We start from the raw sequence: 18,075 nt of genomic DNA, 5'->3' as shown, positions 1-18,075 counted from the left end.
CTATTGCCAAATTGCTCAACGGACGGCCACGTCAAACACTCGGCTGGGATACGCCTGAAGAGGCAATGGCCAAGGAACTGGAAGCCGAAAAACTAGCTAAACGTTGCACTTGACTCTTGAGACCGCCACGGCCGACCGGAGTCGACGTTGGTGTCGCTTATTTTCCTGCATGGCGAAAGCCTTCATCTTCAGCAGATTTCTTGAGGATCATAAGCCTCTTCCTGTCCTTTTCCAGGGTGATCTTAAGAAACCCCTGTATCGTACTTGCCTTTAGGACAAGGCTCAAATCCCCTGGGGACAGGTGACTGGTCTTTCGAGACCATGCGTGAAGTGAGGTCCAATATCCGGCCGCCGTCAGATCAAGCAGCTGTTTTTGAAGGTCGATACCGTCGTCGACTTGTCCTTGCTTCTTAGCCTCGACCTTCTTTTCCTGGAATGCATCTTTTTCAATTGCAATTTTTCGAATGCTGTCATCCCAAGGTAGATGCAGTGCAGTAATGCTTTCCCAACATGCATCCTTCTTGCACCATTCACCAACGTTTTTCACACCAGGCGGAGGAAGAAGCAGCGACGCTTGGATGCTCGGAGCCAGTTGATCGAGGCGACTTGCGATCTCCGGGCCAGCATCCTGATTGTTCCAGACGCGCTCCAGATCGATTTCTCCGCCAGCCTTTCTTACGTCGTAAAATAGCTTGGCGATTGTGTAAGTAACGATGTTGGCGCGGTACCCCCCCTCGTACCAGGTTCCGCGTCCGGAATCGACGATATCTTCCATTTTCTTCCAAATCAGCGCCACCGCGACCATTGATTTGAAATAGTCGTCCCCGTAGTCCGGGCTGATGCGTTCCCAATTTTCTGCTTCGCTCAAGTCGGTGCTTTTGCTCGAAAACATGGTGGCAAACTTCGAAAAATTCTTCTGCGCACCGAGGCTGACCCAATATGGCCTCTCGCCACACGTGTGGGCGTATTTGGCAAGATCAGTTTTGCTGATGAGTTGATTCGGCGGATACTCGCTCTCAAGGGCCGCCTTTTCAGACTTGCTGAGATATAGTCGCTCGTTCTGATATTGACCGCGTGAACGCTCGTAGAACCATTTGCTCTGAATGCGCTGACCGGCCTTTGCGGGTGTGAGTAGGCGCCGGGAAATCTCTTCCATCTTCCGGTGGAATGGATGATTCGCAAAGAAATCGGCCGCCGCTACCTTATTCTGGGTGTTGGCAAATTCGGCGATGGAGGGAATTAGTTCCTGCGCTTTTGCTGGCAGCACCCGGGTCAATTTCATCTGCACGGAAACCCCGTCCAAACTGAGCCGATCCTTCTTGCGTGCATTCAGAATACTTGCAGTCGTCTGTCCGCCATTCACGATCTGGAGATCCGTGAGCCCCGTGATCATTAGCTGTCCGTGCATCGATTCCACCCGCACGTCGGACGCCGTTGCTGCAATGCCGTTGTTGTATGCGAAGAACAAGCCGGGCTCATCCTGGATTGTTGAGCGAATGCCCTTATTCACGCCGCCCTTCATGCCAAGAAACGAGCGAACGTTGCCTTCAAGAAGACGACTGCCGTAGCGGTCAAAGAGATTCGCCAGCTGATCGCCCTTAATCACGCATAGATACGAGCATAGATCCTCGGCCCGTGCGGCCTCGAGGCAAGGTATGCCGGCTCCTCCAAGCTCTTCGAGATCGATCTCGACGGCTTCGCGCTCACGACTGGACTGGTAGACAGCCGACAGCCGTTGAAGGTCCCAGATGTGCCGTTCAAGAGGAATTCCGGCGACTTCGCCATATAGCTCTTCCTTGAATCGACTACTTAACGTCAGATTCGTGAGAACGTGAAGGCGGATTCGGTTGATGCTTCGGGCGTTATTGCAAAGATGCAGCGCAAGCTCATAGGCGGGATTGGCTTCCGCAATGTTTTCGTGGAGATCGTTCTCGATCGCCTCGTGAACGAAATTCTCCATCCACGCTGACAATTGATCCACGGTTGTCTTGGAAATCGTCGAGGGTGCGGAGATCTCTTCCCATTTGCCAAGGACGATACCGATGCTGCCGTCCGACTCGTCCGGACGGGTGAATCCGTGCAGTTTCAGCGTTCTGTTCCAGGGACCGCTACCCCGATACTCAACCTGTTCAAACTCACCAAATACCGGGTCTCCCTCGAGCCGTTCGGCTACTTCGTTGACGAAGGCCAAGGTATCCACAAGATGATTGGCTTTGCTTCGGCGCGCTACGAGCTGATTCAGCTCGCCGAGAAAATCTTCAGACTTCATCGGAATTCTCCGGAATCTGGAATGGTGCAATCGACGAAAGCATAATTGAGTAGGTCACGTCGGCAATCGCATCGGGCAATTTCGACCTGACGAGTCGCGGGAAGTCGTCGCACACGGCGTAGCGCCTTGTTTCCATGAGCGTAAACGACACGCCTAGGTAATGGTCGTGCTCGACGTATTCGGCTTCCATCATCCTAGTTCGGAAGGCGTTAAGTGCATCCGGTCTTTCTGCGAGCCGCTGCTCGATACGGTTGACGAGAACAGGTAAACTGATCGCTCCCGGCTCCGTCGGTGTGCAATCACGCAATACGTACAGATGAAGCTCCAAAGGGACTTCCGCACACAATTGCGCCGCTGACGCGATGCTTACCTTTTCGGCCCCCGGCGAAATGGCCTTGATCTCCACTGCGTGATCCGCAAACAAGAAGTCTTGGTCGGCACCAAAGGAACCGATCCAGGACACAACGGCCACGGCGGGGTCCTCCGGGTAGTCGATCATAAAGCTTTCCAGCGCCAGCAGTTCGGCAATGAGGCCCTTGATCTGGAACTTCTGCAGCAGCCCTGAACTGCCGTCGCGAAAAAGCCGCTTCCACAGCAGCAGGCGCTCCCTGAACAGCGAGACAAGGGCTGTTTCAGTCGGCACATGCGCTGCCGTGTCGATCAAATCTTGGCAAAGTCGCCCGAACACCTGCTCCAGGCCCACGCCCGCCAGTCTCAACGCCATGATCCAATTTCCGCCGGCACGCTGGGCGCGAATGTAATTCAATGCGCCGGAGTCGGCATCGATGACCGGTGGGCGACCGCTGACGCCCACCGCAAGCATAACCGAGCTGGTCCCGTCCACGCCGGCATAGATTTCGAATGCATGAGTAAGATCGATGCGAACCAGTCTGAACTCTCCTTCGGGGATCCGGCTTCCGGCTGCCTCTTGTCGGATGGTCTGCCAGAGGCTCTCAATCCGTGTCATTGTCGTCCTCCTCCTCCTCCTCTTCGCCAAAGAGATCGCGCAGGGCAATCTTGTTCAGCCGATAGACGACTTTCTCGCCCTTGGACAGAGGATCAAAGTCCGGGAAGCTGAGGCTGATCGCGACCTTGGGGTCGGAGCCAACCTCATCTTCGCCCAGCATTTTCTCCGGGTTCTTTCCAGTTGGCACCGCCCATTGAATAAAGTGGATCGTGAGCAACGGCGTGGAACGATAACGCCGATACATGTATCCCGGCGTGCTGCTTCCCTTCTTCGTATCCTTCTCGATTTCTTTCTGCCAGGCGAGGTCTGCCTCGTTGATTTGGGATTGCGGCATCTCCACCCGCTCATCACTTGTATCCCCGACCCGCTGTTTGTTGAGCCTGAGATAGGGAGCTCCCTTCGCTGTTCGTTCGAACTGGCGCTTCCGGCAACGCACGGTTCCCACTTTGTCGCCGGAGAGGGGTACGTCGAGTCCAGGCACCTCATTTCCCAGACCTTGAGGTATGCAGACGTCCCAATGATCCAATTGCGGGTAGCCATTCTTCTCGATGAAGCGCACCAGCGGCCGATCACCCTCTTCTGCATCGGGCAGAAACTGCATGTTCATGTTGCTGATGTTGAGCTCAGAAAGGAAGGCGGCAATTCGCTTCTTCGGAATGCCCTTCCATACATATCGGTTGCCAGCTAGCTTTGGCGCACCTTCCCCGCGCACGAATCCCGCGACGTGGCTCACGTTCTGCATGTTAAGGTCCGGCGACTTCGGAATGATGGGTGTTTCCGCCCCAAACGCGCTGAAGGATACAGAATGAGCCACTTCGCGGGCGGTCCGCATCTTGTTCTGGGCCGTCACGATCAACGTGTCGGGATGGGACTTGACGCGAATTCCGAACTGCGAAGGCGGGAGCCGGTTAGCGCTCATGCGCTTGAAGTCTGTACGCAGCTCGGTCACTGCATCTGCGATGTGCGCGTACCAGTCCTGAGCATCACTGTCCATCCAGATTCTGAAGAGGTCTTCGTATCCCGGCCGGTAACCGAACCATCGTCCCATCTGAAGGAGCGTGTCGTAGGCCTTTGAATTACGATAGAAGTAACTGACGCACAGACCCTCCATGGTCAGACCGCGCGACAGCGTCAGACCGCCAACCGCAATCACACGCCGGCCCTTTTCGGTATTCTTGAATCGGGAGTAATCGAGTTTTTCGTCCGGCGCGGATTTCTGGTTGATGGTCACGACCTTGATTGATGCAACCGCCTCGTAAAGCCGTTGCCTGACCTGCTCCCAAGTTACCTCGGTATCGGAAAACTCGTGCTGCCAAAGGGATGCCAACCCGGCCAGATCAGGATGATTGCGCCACGACGTGCTTAGCAGGAATTGGCGTATCTCTTCCTGGAGGCCCCAGAGATACGAACGCAGCTTTTCCGACACGCGAGCCTGCACGTCGGTAAAACGGCTGACGTTGACGAGCATGGAACGATGGCGCAGCTCCTCCTCCCGGATATCGCGAACCGCACAGCTCAGGAGGAACACTCGCACAGCATTCTTCAGGCTATCCGGGAGCTCGCCGACCGGGTGATCCTTCTTATGGACATAGGGGAAGCTGGCTTCGGCATCGTCGATGTCCTTCAATTGATGGTAGTGATTGCCACCCTCGAGGAAGATACTGCTGGCACCGATGTAATGCGATGGAGTGTTCAGGCTATATATGAAGTTGGATGGAAAAAGATCCGTCTCGTCGTCCGGATTGATGAAGACGTTCGCAAACGGCGTTGCCGTGTACGCGACGTACGACGAACAAGAAAATTTTTCAATAATGCCCCTGATGAGACGGTTGATCGTGGCAGGCTCCTCCCCCTCCTTGCGCACGTTAACGGATGCATTGTCCGCTTCATCATCAATGACAAGCAATGGCAGTTGGTGCTTTGAATGTCCCGACAGCTTCAGTTGCGACTCCAGCCACCCCTTCAGGTTTTCAAGGGGAGCCTTGTTCTTCTTCATGACGAACAGGATCGGCTCATTGATGTTGGCAAGGGGGATCCCGAGAACTTTCGCATTGTTCGCCAGAAAGTCGAAATCCACGGACGTTAGGACATTCGCCGATTTGTTTCGATAGATGCCTGCGCCAATTGCCTGCGTGTTCCGGCTTCCCAGGATATCGCGACTGTCCCGACCGACGAATCCAGAGTCCAGTCGCTCCTGAGTCTGACGGCGCAGGTCCTCGATCATGCCTGTCAACAGAACGATCACTCGGTAACCCGCATCTGCAGCTTTCGCTATCAATCCGCTGTAGCTAGCGGTTTTTCCTGATTGCACATCGCCCATGACCAGCCCACGAATGGCCCAAGAACCATTCCATGCGGGGTTGCCACATTCGGTCAGAATGTTGTCTGTGTCTTCGTCGAGCACTTGGACCACCTTCGGACTCCAGCCCTGCGATGCAAGCAGCCGCTTGTAGCTGTCCCAATAGTGCCATTCGATCGTGCCCTTGGCGTCGGACACCCACGGCGCGTGAGCGCTTTCGCGCATGACCTCGCCAACGGACATCCGAATGCCAATCGTCGATTCAAGCTTGTTGCGTACCCGCTTCAGCTCATCCTGGCCAAGTTTTGCATCTATCTTGGAGAGCATACTCAAGACCTCTTCAAGGAGCGCGTCGGTCAGCGGGCGCCCGTTGATGATGCTCATCGCCATGCCCACATGGTCCATTGAATAATCATTCATCAGCCAAGTTCCTTGTAAAGGACGTCGTGGTATTGCGGGAATCTTGCAATGGGATCAAGGCTCAGCACGGTCGGTAGATTGAGCTTCGTGATTTCCATTATTTTTCCGGCCAGCATAAGGATTTCGGTTAGCTGGTTGTCCTTGTTCCCCGATCGCTTGTCCGAACACATGTCAGAATAAATGGATTCAAACGGAAGCGCGGCAGCAATCAGTTCGAGAATATGCTGCAGCGATTTATGCGCGTCTGGGTCGAGGTTGTCCGAAAGCTTTCGGATCACCGGATGCTCCGGATTGATCTGGTAACGGAAGGTACCGTGGGACGGCTCCACTCTTTCCCAAAGGGGGTAAAAGCCGTTCTGGTGTTTCTGTTTTCTTCCCGGATACGTGATGGTCGTCCGGCTGGTATTAGCGAAATGCGGGATGAGATCGCGCAGTCGGTTCCGGATGATGTCAGGCGGATAGGCCGCGGACTTCTTGATATCGAGGGCCCAAAGATGGTCGAGGGAGTTAGGAATGTCTACCTGAACACGCGTGAGCTTGAAGAATTCTTCCTTCGGTACCAACCTGAACCACGTGCCCCAAATAACCAGTCGCCGATTCCGGTAAACATAAAATCCCTGACTGCTGCGAAGTCCTTCCCGGCCGCCGGCAATGTCGATTTGATCTCCGGCCAGATGGGTTATGTGCGGGAGAACATATGGCTGCACGGCGATCAGCTCATCCTCAATCCGGATCTCTTGCCCTTCCAGAGGTTGAGTAAAACTGTTGTCCTTTAGGAAGGGATCCAGCGACTTCAGCTTCAATCCATTAACGATGATGTCGACGGTTGGGAAGCCGCCTTCCTTGCGGGTAAACCGATGAAAGACAAAGGAGAGATGGCTGTGGAGTTCCGACATGCGGCTCTTCATCTCTTCGACAGGATTGGACGAGCCGGCCATGAGCTTGTCGAGGGATTGCCAAACTACGAGCGTTCCACTCTTCTGCGCCAGAAGATGTTCGTACATAGGAAGCGTCTTCCGCTCGTTCGCAGAAGGAACTACAACGACCCAGCGATTCTCGACTTGCACGAAGTCGAGATCCCAGCATCGCGCATGAATATTTTCCCCTTGCTTGCTTACGACGGTGAGCTTGCGGCACTGTGCCAGGGATGCCGTCTTCAGACCCAGTCCAAAGCGGCCAAGGTCGTGCGAGGATCGGAGGTCCGCCGGATTGCGGCTTCCGTGTCGCATTGCGTTCGTCAGTGCGGCGGCATCCATACCGTGACCATCGTCAAGAATGGCTACAAACGGTTCTTCGGATGCATCGTATTCAATGCGAACGGTAGAGGCGTTGGCAGAAATGCTGTTGTCGATAACATCTGCCACCGCAGTTTCTGTTGTATAGCCAATCGCTCGCATGGATTCGATTAGGCTTACTGGATCCGGGAGCACTTCCAAAGTGTCAGTCAAAATAGATGACCTCCTGTGAATAAATGCGGGCAGAGCCGGGGGAAAAATGTGACGCGCCCAGCGATTCTAAGGTTTCCGAGTCTGAATTGTCACTGAGTCGAATCGCCTGGGACACGCAAAAGAAGAACCTGCCGGACAAAGGTCGAACTCCATTGGAGTGCTTAGCATTCTAGCTGTGCGTCGCGAAGGGACGCGGCAGAGGCACTCCGAGCCATTGATTTGCGTTACGGGAGTTTTTCGGACCATACATACATATGTCCACGTGGAGGTGCCAGACCAAGAATCACTAGCCCAAGTACGGATAGGCCAGTTTCCCATCGGAGCCCGAAAATCCATCACCGGGTGAACGGTATGTATGAACCTGCTGGAGTGCGCGCCGTCCGGGAGTCGGGGACCGTTTGCGGTGCGACTGCTACTGTGCGGACAGGCTGCGACGTCGCAGAAGTTCGAGAAGTCCCGCCACGTTCAGCAGTTCTGGACGTTGCTCCGGGAGATACGATTCGTGCAGCGCAAGCGGTAAGACCAACTGCAGGTTGGACCGCCGCATCTCTGAGGTTTGGGCTAGCGAGATTCCTGGTTCCAGCGTGAGCAGGTGTTTCGGCGGGATTCGGTCGGCTTCAGCCAAGACCTGCCGCCAACGATCTTTGCAGGAGGTTTTCGCCGCCAGCATCGTGAGCTGTGAGGCAGGAAACGACGCATCGTGATATTCCAGCTCTCCGGGAAACAGAAAATCCGGCCCATTGCGCTTTTCTGTCCTGGCTTCTCGCTTAAATACTATGTCGTGCGCGCGCAGAAGCGCTTCAATATGATTTCCGAATGCCCACCCCGCGCGTGATTTTCGACGGTTGTGCACCGAAAGGGAGTAACCCACGAAAGCTTCGACGTCGGGCTCGCCGGCTACAACAAACCCCTGCTGCAGTCGCTGTCCGACGAAGTGCCTTTCGAGCGTCATGAAAAGCCGCTCTTCCAGATCCATCCAAGACAGCAGCGCACCATCAGGGTCCGCAATCGGATCGGCGTCCGTTGTCATGCGCCTGGCAAAATCAGAAAACTTGACAGTGGAGGGAAACACGTTTTCTCGCGCGTCTCTGAAGTGTTTGAGAAGCTTCTCTAGCAGGTTTTCCTCAGACGCCGCGACTTCGACATTAATCAGTTCAAGAACGTGGCGGGCCGCAATGTCTAGGTGGCGTCCTCCGACGTCTCGCAAGTCGATCTGTAGCAGTTCAGTATTGTCCTTCTCCTGCAGGCCGAAGAGCCAGAGAAGCTGGCGCTCGATCGTGCTTTGCCGTTTGCAGAAGAGCGCCAGGAGGGGGCCTTCTTGGGGTTTGCACAAGAAAAGTCTGTCCCCGGCTTTGGCACGGTAGACGACGTCCTCTGCGGCGGCTGGATAGTACAGTCTGTACTCGGCGCCGCGGTGCGATTTGCCCCGGCGGCTATCGTACCAAGTGCCGTGCCGCGCAAGGCTTGCCGGTTCGGCATCGTCCTCGAGCCAGACATAGGTAACCGGAATCGACGCTTTTTCTGTGGGTGTTCCGAGGAATGCTCGAAACACATCAATGCCCTGAAGCTCATGGCCATTCGAAACCGCTGGGTCGATTTCGGTGCCCTGGAGAATCTTTGTGCCGACCCCGGCAAAATAATCCGATAATGCGCCTTGTTTCACGTCTCACCTTTGACCAGAGGGAGCGGCGTGCCTTCGTGGTAAGCCGTCTGCGTTCGGAGCGTACCTATGCAGAATACGCTGCGTCAATGCGTCTGATCGGGGGTATGCGCTGCGCGCCTGGCCGTCTACAGCTCGTGGTGGGGTAACCGCTGGGTCAAATGAGTGATATCATGTCACCAAATAAGCACCCCGGAGAAGCACGCACATGAACGCCCGCGACGAAGAACTAGCGCTCATCAGGCAATTGCTCGAGATCTATGATCAAAAGGCGATTGCAGCACATTTGAACAGTAAACTGCCGAGCAGCTTGTGTCGAGAAACCATCAACCGATGGGCAAACGGCAAAGCCGATCCGTCGCTGACGTATGCGGAGTTCCGGGCCCTGGAGGAGCTTCTTCCCGAGAAGCCTCGTACCCACCCGGACTATGAGTTTGATTTCGTTGACCTGTTTGCGGGGATCGGCGGGATTCGCCGCGGTTTCGAAAACATCGGCGGTCGGTGTGTCTTTACCAGTGAATGGAATGCGCCGGCGGTGCGGACATACAAGGCGAATTATTATTCGGACCCCGCCTTTCATACCTTCAATGACGATATTCGCAAGGTCACAAGAAGCGATCGGGATGACATTACTGAGGACCAAGCGTACCGCCTGATTGACGCCGACATCCCGGACCATGACGTGTTGCTGGCTGGCTTCCCCTGCCAGCCGTTTTCCATTGCCGGCGTGTCTAAGAAAAATGCGCTCGGGCGTGCTCATGGGTTCGAGTGCAAGACTCAAGGCACGCTATTCTTTGACGTGGCTCGTATCATTGCGGCGAAACGTCCAGCTGCATTTCTGCTGGAGAACGTCAAAAACCTGAAGAGTCATGACAAGGGTAGAACCTTCAAAGTTATCACCGAGGCCTTGGAGGAGCTTGGCTACTGGGTGGCTGACGTAGAGGCAGATGGTGCTGATGACCCGAAGATTATTGACGGCCAGCACTTTGTGCCGCAGCACCGCGAACGGATCGTGCTCGTTGGTTTCCGAAAAGATCTCGGAGTGCATGAAGGATTTTCGCTGCGGGACGTGGAGAAGACGTTCCCTGCGAAGAAGCCGAAGCTTGCTGATATCCTTGAGGAAAAGGTGGAAGATAAGTACATCCTGACGCCTAAGCTTTGGGAGTACCTGTTTAACTATTCTCTGAAGCACAAGGCCAAAGGAAACGGCTTCGGTTATGGGCTGGTCAACGGGGGGGACGTTACCCGTACGTTGTCTGCACGCTATTACAAAGATGGGTCAGAGATTCTGGTTGACCGCGGATTCAATCCGAAGAAGGACTTCCATCATCCGTCAAACATCAAGAACCGTCCACGTCGTCTAACTCCTCGTGAATGTGCTCGTCTGATGGGATACGACGGCGTAGGCGAATCGGCCTTCCGGATACCGGTATCGGACACGCAGGCATACAAGCAGTTCGGCAATTCCGTGGTCGTTCCTGTGTTTGCGGCCGTGGCAAAGCTGATGAAATCGCGGATCCTCGAAGCCAAAGCGAAGGCAGCGCAGGCAAGCCGTATTGCTGCATAGGCCATTGGCAGACGTACACAGTCCCGCCGTCCGCTCGCGCAACATGCGGGCGATTCGTCATAAGGATACAGCGCCGGAACTGCAGATCCGGCGGGCACTTCATGCCCGGGGATTCCGCTTCACGCTGCATAACAGGAAGCTGCCCGGGACTCCCGATCTCGTGCTTCCCAAGTACTCTGCGGTGGTGTTCGTGCACGGATGTTTTTGGCACGGACACCAATGCCCGATGTTCAGGTTGCCGGGGACCAGAACCGAGTTCTGGCAGGCCAAAATCGAAGCTAACGTCCGCCGCGACTTACTCTCTTGCGAGGCTTTGGAAAAGGAGGGCTGGAGAGTAGCCACTGTCTGGGAGTGCGCATTAAGAGGGCGCAGTCGACTGATGCTCACAGATGTCGTGGAGCAGTTGGCTGCATGGCTCGTCGATGGGCGTTCCCGGGTGCTTGAATTGCGTGGGCGAAGCCCGATCAACGATGCGGTGGGGCAGCGATAAAATGACGCTCAGATCTGTCGGAACTCGGCTGAAGCGCCAGCAGCATAATATTCAACTATCACACGGCAAGTGAGACGCGGACTTGGTTACCGATTGTCAAGGCCGTGGAGTCTTCAACTAAAATTGCCGCGAAGCTCGGATTTAGGCGAGATACGCACCACTTCCCGGAGGAACCCCCGCCCGCAACTCTCGTTAGACTGCGCCGCGAGCGGTTACTCTTGGCGCCAGGTGGCTTGCGCCGACGCTCACAAAAATTTCGTCACGGATTTTGCACTCGAAACTAGAGACTAAGCTGGTGTGACCTTCGATGCGTAGTCTGAAAACGGTGCGAAAACGTTATGCATTGTCGATTTGCTTGGCCTTCGTTTTTTCTATCCGATTACGTGCCTCCAAGCTGTACTTGAGGAGCGCAATCACTCGATCCATTTCTTGGGTCACGCCGTAGCTAAAAAATTTCAGAAAGTACATTGCGAGGACGACGAAGATTAATCCCCTTAGCCACGGATATGAACTGTTGAATAGAACGATTGCTCCACCGGCCGATGCGGCGAGAGCGGGAAACATGCCAACCTTCTCAAGCTGGCCGCCTAGCATTGAGCCGCGCGCCTCAAAAGCCAAGCGTTGGTGGAGAAACTGTGCCAGTACATATTCAATAGCCTCACGTTCACAGCGCGCCAAGCGATTCGTTGCGCTAAGATCGGCTCGACTTGCCTGATCAACTAGTTCCAAAATCGTTTCTGTGGGCCTCTTTACATAAGAGACTACACTCGGAGTGCCTCGGATGATTACCAGCACAAGCATTGCTTGGATGAGAAGAGTCACCAAGGCAACGATAGCCAGTGCCGTAGCGCCGAGCGGCCAACTCGGGAGTAACCACAAGAGAGCAGTTATAAGAAGAAGGACAACATATCCAGCGACCCATGACTCTTGCGTGACGAGAATGACTTGGTCTAGCTTCTGTATCCAGACGGACGGCTTGGGTTTGTCCACCTTTCGCTTGGTCATCTGCTGAACTATTTCCCATACCTCGGCAATATCTTCGGGTCGTACGATTGGTCTCGTATCCGCTTGCTGCTGCATTGGCAATCGCCCCCCTCCGGAGGTTTCTCGTGTTAGTTAAAATAGAGCGACGTATAGTACTTAAACCTACATACCGCCGCTCAGTAAAGCCTCAATATTCAATCACGATTTGGGTAATCTCGCCAGCTGCAATATTCGGTTCGAGCCGAAAATATACCTTCTTGATTCCCTCAAACGACGAATAAATGCTCTACGTGCATTTACGGCAGCGCGGCGATTTACTAATCCCCACGGAAGTGGGTCGGGACATTTACCTTTCTGCTCGTCGTCCAGAGCGCGCTAACCGGTAAGTGATGAGTCGCGGCCGCAGAATCGCCGTCGGCTGACAGTCGGCACGCACTTCGGGTGGGCGGGGCAGCGGTATACAATTTCTGTAATGCCGTTTAACAATCGAACAATCTCGGCCGATTGCGTTTTCTTTGCGATGGCGTCGTTCAGACACCGGATGTTGAGTCGGTCTTAGTCATGCGACGCCATAGACGTTACGCGTGGCAGCACGAAGTGCCTCTGTCATGCGTTGTGCAGCCGGCGACAGAAGCCGGTCTGTGCGCGTAATCAAGCCGAAGTCATCCATGTGACAGGGCACATCAAGCGGCAAGATCTTTACCATGCCGTGCCGTGCATAGTATTCGGCAACGTCCGCCGCCAGCACCGCGAGCATGTCGCTCTGTTCGATCATCTGTGTAACGAACAGCAGCGCCGACGTTTCCACGACATCGGTGGGCGGCACAAGACTCGCCCGCCTGAACATCAGGTCAAATCGATGACGCAGAACGCTGCCTTCAGGCGGCACGATCCAGCAAGCGCGCTGGACGGCATCTAACGACAGTTCATGCGTCTCAAACAGTTGGTGGCCAGGGCGCGCCACCACGCAAACGGGTTCTCCGGCAATCGGCTCGTATCCCAGTGGCAGCCTGTCATGCTCGGCCGACAGTCTGCCTACGACAAGGTCCAGCTTGTCTTGCGCAAGCCTGTCGAGCAAGATGTTGCTGTTCTCGATTTCAAGCGACACGCGCAGACCCGGGTGCTCGCGCTTGAGAACAGCGACCGCCTGAGGCAAAAGCTTGACGGCAGGCGAGGTGATGGCGCCAACGGCGACGTGACCGAGTTGTCCTGCCTTCAGTCCCATCACTTCTTCCTGCGCCTGGTCGAGGCTACCCAGCACTGCACGCGCATGACGAATCATCGCGTCGCCATAGAGCGTCGGCCGCATGCCGCGCGGCAGCCGCTCGAAGAGCGCCACCCCCAGCATGGCTTCGAGCTCGCGCAACAGTTTCGAGGCAGCCGGCTGCGTCATGTTCAGCACCTCGGCTGCACGATGGATATTGCCTTCCTCAGCAAGTGCAACCAGCAGCAGCAACTGCCGGGTTTTCAGGCGGGAGCGGACATACCAGGGTGGCGTATTCATAAGGGTTTGTACTGATATCGAGTTCGATATCTCAGCGGCGTGAATCTTCATTAGAAGGATATCCGAGCCGTTTGTACACTGCCGCCAGTGAAAAGAAAAGCGCATGCCGTCGGCGGACGCTACACGGAGACAACCTTCTGTTACCCCCATTTCCGTCCGCATTTCCGTCTATACGCGCAACCGCACTTCAGTGAGAAGTCACGTCGCGTCCAGCTATCGAACGCTGCCCAATCGCGCTTCCCCAGCCCAGAACACGCCAGGAAAACCTTATGTCCGACTCGAAACCCAAGCTTCGCTCCGCCGCATGGTTCGGCACTGCCGACAAGAACGGCTTCATGTACCGCAGCTGGATGAAGAACCAGGGCATTCCGAACCACGAATTCGATGGCCGACCCATCATCGGCATCTGCAATACGTGGTCGGAGCTGACACCGTGCAACGCCCATTTCCGGAAGATCGCCGAACACGTCAAGCGGGGCATCTTTGAGGCCGGTGGCTTTCCAGTCGAATTCCCGGTCTTCTCCAATGGCGAGTCCAACCTGCGCCCAAGCGCCATGCTCACGCGCAACCTTGCTGCCATGGATGTGGAAGAAGCCATTCGTGGCAATCCCATTGATGCCGTCGTGCTGCTGGCCGGTTGTGACAAAACCACGCCGGCACTTCTGATGGGCGCGGCCAGTTGCGACGTGCCGGCGATTGTGGTGAGCGGCGGCCCGATGCTCAACGGCAAGCTCGATGGCAAGGACATCGGCTCTGGCACCGCCGTCTGGCAACTGCACGAATCATTGAAAGCTGGCGAGATCGACCTGCATCATTTTCTCTCGGCGGAAGCCGGCATGTCCCGGTCTGCCGGGACATGCAACACCATGGGAACAGCTTCCACCATGGCCTGCATGGCCGAGGCATTGGGCACCACGCTGCCTCACAATGCCGCGATCCCCGCTGTCGACGCGCGCCGCTACGTGCTGGCGCATATGTCGGGCATCCGCATCGTCGAGATGGCTAAAGACGGGCTGTGCCTGTCGAAGATTCTCACGCGCGAGGCGTTCGAAAATGCCATCCGGGTCAACGCGGCCATTGGAGGCTCGACCAACGCGGTGATCCACCTCAAGGCCATTGCCGGACGAATCGGGGTGAAGCTGGAACTGGAAGACTGGACCCGAATTGGTCGCGATACGCCCACGATCGTGGATCTGATGCCGTCTGGCCGGTTCCTGATGGAAGAGTTTTATTACGCAGGGGGGCTGCCAGCCGTGCTCCGCCGTCTCGGCGAGGCGAACCTGCTGCCGCATCCGGATGCGCTCACCGCAAACGGCCGGTCGCTTTGGGACAACGTCAAAGACGCGCCGAACTTCAACGACGAGGTGATTCGCACACTGGACAACCCCTTGATCCAGGACGGCGGCATTCGCGTGCTGCGCGGCAATCTGGCACCGCGCGGCGCGGTGCTCAAGCCCTCGGCAGCCACCCCCTCGCTATTGAAACATCGAGGCCGCGCGGTGGTGTTCGAGAATCTTGAGCACTACAAGGAACGCATTGTCGATGAGACGCTGGATGTCGATGCGGATTCCATCCTCGTCATGAAGAACTGCGGACCCAAGGGTTACCCCGGCATGGCCGAGGTGGGCAACATGGGTCTGCCGCCCAAGCTGCTGCGCCAGGGCGTCAAGGACATGGTCCGGATTTCGGACGCGCGCATGAGTGGGACCGCCTACGGCACGGTCGTGTTGCATGTCGCCCCGGAGGCCGCGGCGGGCGGACCCCTTGCCGCGGTGCGCGATGGTGACTGGATCGAACTCGATTGCGAGGCCGGAAAGCTGCATCTGGATATCTCGCCCGAGGAACTGGCCGATCGGATGGAGCACTTCCGGCCGCCCGAACCCGATAGCCGCGCAGGCAAGGGCGGCTACCAGCGTCTCTATGTGGAACACGTGCTGCAGGCCGATGAAGGCTGCGACCTCGACTTCCTCGTGGGATGTCGTGGCGCCGACGTGCCGCGGCACTCCCACTGAAGCTTCAGGTGTAGCGAACAAATACAAGACGAGGAGACCAACATGAATAGCCACTCCACCGCCGGGCTAGAGCAGCCTGTGCCGTTGCCCCACGACCATGCAGATGCCGCATCCGCGGAAGAGACACGCATTGTCAGCATGCTCACGCGCAAGCTGATCCCGTTTCTCGCGCTCATTTATGTCGTGGCGTACATCGATCGATCGGTTGTGGGCTTTGCCAAGCTTCACATGAATGCGGCCATTGGCATCAGTGATGCGGCCTACGGGCTTGGTGCGGGACTGTTCTTCATCGGCTATTTCTTGTGCGAGGTGCCCAGCAACCTGGCGCTCGAGCGGTTTGGTGCACGCCGCTGGTTTGCACGGATTCTATTCACGTGGGGCGTCATCACCATGGCCATGGCGTTAATCCACAATGCCGCCACGTTCTATTTGCTGCGGTTCTTGCTGGGTGCGGCCGAAGCCGGACTGTATCCGGGCATCCTGTACTTCCTCACCAAGTGGTTCCCAATGCGGCACCGCGCGCGCATCATCGGGCTGCTGGTGCTCGCACAGCCCATTGCGCTCATCGTCACGGGCCCCATCGCGGGCTGGATCCTGTCAATGCCGGGAGCATTTGGCCTGTCCAACTGGCAGACGCTCTTTGTGGTGAGTGGCCTGCCGGCGGTACTGCTCTGTCTGCCCACGCTAAAGCTGATTCCCGAGTCGCCCGCCGACGCCAAGTGGCTGCCCGCCAGCGACCGGGCCTGGATCGAACGAGAATTGTCTGCGGATCGAAAGACATTTGCGCTCAAAGCCCATGGAAATCCGCTGGCGGCGCTCAAGGACAAGCGTGTGCTGCTGCTCTCGCTGCTCTTCCTGCCGTTTCCGCTGAGCATCTACGGTCTGTCGCTGTGGCTGCCAACGATCATCAAGCAATTTGGCGTGAGTGATGCCACGACGGGCCTCCTGTCGGCCGTGCCGTATCTGTTCGCCGTGGTGGGCCTGTACCTGGTGCCACGTCATTCAGATCGCAAGGGCGAGCGTTACTGGCATATCGTCGTGGTGTCGGCAGCCGCGGCGCTGACCATGGCCGCCAGCGCCTGGGTGCATACGCCCGCCCTGCAGTTTCTGTTCATTTGCCTGACGGCGTTCTCGATCTACTCGATTCAGGCCGTCGTGTGGGCGCTCCCGGGCCAGTTCCTGACGGGCGCCAGCGCAGCGGTGGGCATTGCGACGATCAACTCGCTCGCCAATCTCGGTGGCTACCTGGGCCCGTTCGGCATCGGCGTGATCAAGGATGCCACCGGCAGCATCGCCGCCGGCCTGTACTTTCTCGCCGCGATGCTCGTGTTCGCGGTAGTCATGACCTTTGTGGTGCGGGCAGCGTTGGAGCCGCACCGCGCACGATGATCGGATCCGACATGCAGACTCAACAAAATACCCGCCAACTGCCGCGCTACCGGGGCATTTTTCCGGTCGTCCCGACGACCTTCACGGATGCGGGGGAGCTTGATCTCGCCAGCCAGAAGCGTGCCGTCGATTTCATGATTGACGCAGGGTCCGATGGCCTTTGTATCCTGGCGAACTTCTCCGAACAGTTCGCGCTCTCCGATGACGAAAGGGAAGTGCTGACGCGTACTGTGCTGGAACACGTCGCCGGCAGGGTTCCGGTCATTGTGACCACGACCCACTACAGTACCCAGATCTGTATCGCACGCAGCCGGCAGGCGCAGGCGTTGGGGGCAGCCATGGTCATGGTGATGCCCCCCTACCATGGCGCTACATTCCGTGTACCGGAAGCGAGGATCTACGAGTTCTTTGCCCACCTGTCGAACGCGATCGACATACCAATCATGATTCAAGATGCACCGGCGAGTGGCACCGTACTCACGGCGCCGTTTCTGGGGCGCATGGCCCGTGAGATCGAACATGTGGCGTATTTCAAGATCGAGACGCCCGGGGCCGCCAACAAGCTGAGAGAATTGATTAGCGTGGGCGGCGCGGCGGTCGAGGGTCCCTGGGACGGAGAAGAGGGCATCACGCTGCTCGCGGATCTCGCGGCCGGGGCAACGGGGGCCATGACCGGCGGCGGGTTTCCCGACGGCATTCGACCAATCATCGAAGCCCATCGTGAGGGCTTGTCAGACCTGGCCTTTGAGCGCTACCAGAAGTGGTTGCCGCTCATCAACCATGAAAACAGGCAGGGCGGTATCCTGACCGCGAAGGCGCTCATGAAGGCAGGTGGAATCATCGCCTCTGAGGCTCCACGTCACCCCATGCCGACCATGCCTGAGGCGACGCGCCGTGAGTTGCTGGATATTGCCAGACGCCTCGACCCGCTTGTGCTGCGCTGGGCATGATGACCTGCTCCGGCAACGAGATGGCTGAAGACGGCTGCCAGTCGATAGGGGCCGGCTGACCGGCAGCGACCTCGTGATCGGTCGTCCGCAGTCGTACGCATAGTAGATGAGGCGGC

Annotated in this window: 12 protein-coding genes and 1 pseudogene; 6 read left to right on the top strand and 7 right to left on the bottom strand. The window is 56.8% G+C overall.

The window, feature by feature from the left end; all coding sequences use genetic code 11:
* Positions 1-113, top strand: a pseudogene (locus MFF62_RS31000) (IS30 family transposase); the annotation flags it as partial.
* Positions 114-157: 44 nt separating this feature from the next.
* Here MFF62_RS31000 and MFF62_RS29070 read toward each other — a convergent pair.
* The 5 genes from MFF62_RS29070 to MFF62_RS29050 form a co-directional block, all read right to left on the bottom strand.
* On the bottom strand, positions 158-2,269 hold the full coding sequence (locus MFF62_RS29070) for an AIPR family protein (protein WP_238267154.1): 2,112 nt from the start codon (positions 2,267-2,269) through the stop codon (positions 158-160).
* Positions 2,259-3,236: a PD-(D/E)XK motif protein gene (locus MFF62_RS29065; protein ID WP_238267153.1), complete on the bottom strand. Its 978-nt coding sequence runs from the start codon at positions 3,234-3,236 to the stop codon at positions 2,259-2,261. The genes MFF62_RS29070 and MFF62_RS29065 overlap by 11 nt, the downstream gene beginning before the upstream one ends.
* Entirely contained in the window at positions 3,223-5,955 is a 2,733-nt protein-coding gene (locus MFF62_RS29060) for a Z1 domain-containing protein (protein ID WP_238267152.1), read from the bottom strand. The genes MFF62_RS29065 and MFF62_RS29060 overlap by 14 nt, the downstream gene beginning before the upstream one ends.
* Positions 5,955-7,403: an ATP-binding protein gene (locus tag MFF62_RS29055; protein ID WP_238267151.1), complete on the bottom strand. Its 1,449-nt coding sequence runs from the start codon at positions 7,401-7,403 to the stop codon at positions 5,955-5,957. Before MFF62_RS29055 ends, MFF62_RS29060 begins: the two co-directional genes overlap by 1 nt.
* A gap of 412 nt (positions 7,404-7,815) precedes the next feature.
* Complete coding sequence (locus MFF62_RS29050; protein ID WP_238267150.1) at positions 7,816-9,066, bottom strand: type II restriction endonuclease; 1,251 nt, start codon at positions 9,064-9,066, stop codon at positions 7,816-7,818.
* 205 nt (positions 9,067-9,271) lie between these two features.
* Here MFF62_RS29050 and dcm point away from each other — a divergent pair, with 205 nt between their 5' ends.
* A complete protein-coding gene (dcm, locus tag MFF62_RS29045; RefSeq protein WP_238267149.1) occupies positions 9,272-10,630 on the top strand; it encodes a DNA (cytosine-5-)-methyltransferase in 1,359 nt (452 codons plus the stop codon).
* 4 nt (positions 10,631-10,634) lie between these two features.
* Positions 10,635-11,120: a very short patch repair endonuclease gene (locus MFF62_RS29040; RefSeq protein WP_283205390.1), complete on the top strand. Its 486-nt coding sequence runs from the start codon at positions 10,635-10,637 to the stop codon at positions 11,118-11,120.
* Positions 11,121-11,456: 336 nt separating this feature from the next.
* Here the strand turns inward: MFF62_RS29040 and MFF62_RS29035 are convergent, their stop codons facing one another.
* Together MFF62_RS29035 and MFF62_RS29030 are read right to left on the bottom strand one after the other, a co-directional pair.
* Positions 11,457-12,200, bottom strand: a complete 744-nt coding sequence (locus tag MFF62_RS29035; protein WP_238267148.1) for a hypothetical protein — start codon at positions 12,198-12,200, stop codon at positions 11,457-11,459.
* Between the two features lie 463 nt (positions 12,201-12,663).
* A complete protein-coding gene (locus MFF62_RS29030) occupies positions 12,664-13,608 on the bottom strand; it encodes a LysR family transcriptional regulator (RefSeq protein WP_238267159.1) in 945 nt (314 codons plus the stop codon).
* 269 nt (positions 13,609-13,877) lie between these two features.
* Between MFF62_RS29030 and MFF62_RS29025 the strand changes: the two genes are divergently transcribed.
* From MFF62_RS29025 to MFF62_RS29015, 3 genes are read left to right on the top strand one after another with little or no spacing between them, the layout of a single operon-like run.
* A complete protein-coding gene (locus tag MFF62_RS29025; protein ID WP_238267146.1) occupies positions 13,878-15,620 on the top strand; it encodes an IlvD/Edd family dehydratase in 1,743 nt (580 codons plus the stop codon).
* 42 nt (positions 15,621-15,662) lie between these two features.
* Positions 15,663-17,009: an MFS transporter gene (locus tag MFF62_RS29020; protein WP_283205389.1), complete on the top strand. Its 1,347-nt coding sequence runs from the start codon at positions 15,663-15,665 to the stop codon at positions 17,007-17,009.
* 11 nt (positions 17,010-17,020) lie between these two features.
* Positions 17,021-17,959: a dihydrodipicolinate synthase family protein gene (locus tag MFF62_RS29015; RefSeq protein WP_238267144.1), complete on the top strand. Its 939-nt coding sequence runs from the start codon at positions 17,021-17,023 to the stop codon at positions 17,957-17,959.
* Positions 17,960-18,075: the final 116 nt, after the last annotated feature.

Source organism: Cupriavidus pauculus, from assembly GCF_022179805.1.
GTDB classification, from domain to species: Bacteria; Pseudomonadota; Gammaproteobacteria; order Burkholderiales; family Burkholderiaceae; genus Cupriavidus; species Cupriavidus pauculus_E.
This window is presented reverse-complemented; position numbering and strand designations above follow the sequence as displayed.

Bases quoted from the DNA above. Each gene is read 5' to 3' on its own strand.
- MFF62_RS29070 (WP_238267154.1), bottom strand. From the start codon at position 2,269: ATGAAGTCTGAAGATTTTCTCGGCGAGCTGAATCAGCTCGTAGCGCGC.
- MFF62_RS29065 (WP_238267153.1), bottom strand. From the start codon at position 3,236: ATGACACGGATTGAGAGCCTCTGGCAGACCATCCGACAAGAGGCAGCC.
- MFF62_RS29060 (WP_238267152.1), bottom strand. From the start codon at position 5,955: ATGAATGATTATTCAATGGACCATGTGGGCATGGCGATGAGCATCATC.
- dcm (WP_238267149.1), top strand. From the start codon at position 9,272: ATGAACGCCCGCGACGAAGAACTAGCGCTCATCAGGCAATTGCTCGAG.
- MFF62_RS29035 (WP_238267148.1), bottom strand. From the start codon at position 12,200: ATGCAGCAGCAAGCGGATACGAGACCAATCGTACGACCCGAAGATATT.
- MFF62_RS29030 (WP_238267159.1), bottom strand. From the start codon at position 13,608: ATGAATACGCCACCCTGGTATGTCCGCTCCCGCCTGAAAACCCGGCAG.
- MFF62_RS29025 (WP_238267146.1), top strand. From the start codon at position 13,878: ATGTCCGACTCGAAACCCAAGCTTCGCTCCGCCGCATGGTTCGGCACT.
- MFF62_RS29020 (WP_283205389.1), top strand. From the start codon at position 15,663: ATGAATAGCCACTCCACCGCCGGGCTAGAGCAGCCTGTGCCGTTGCCC.
- MFF62_RS29015 (WP_238267144.1), top strand. From the start codon at position 17,021: ATGCAGACTCAACAAAATACCCGCCAACTGCCGCGCTACCGGGGCATT.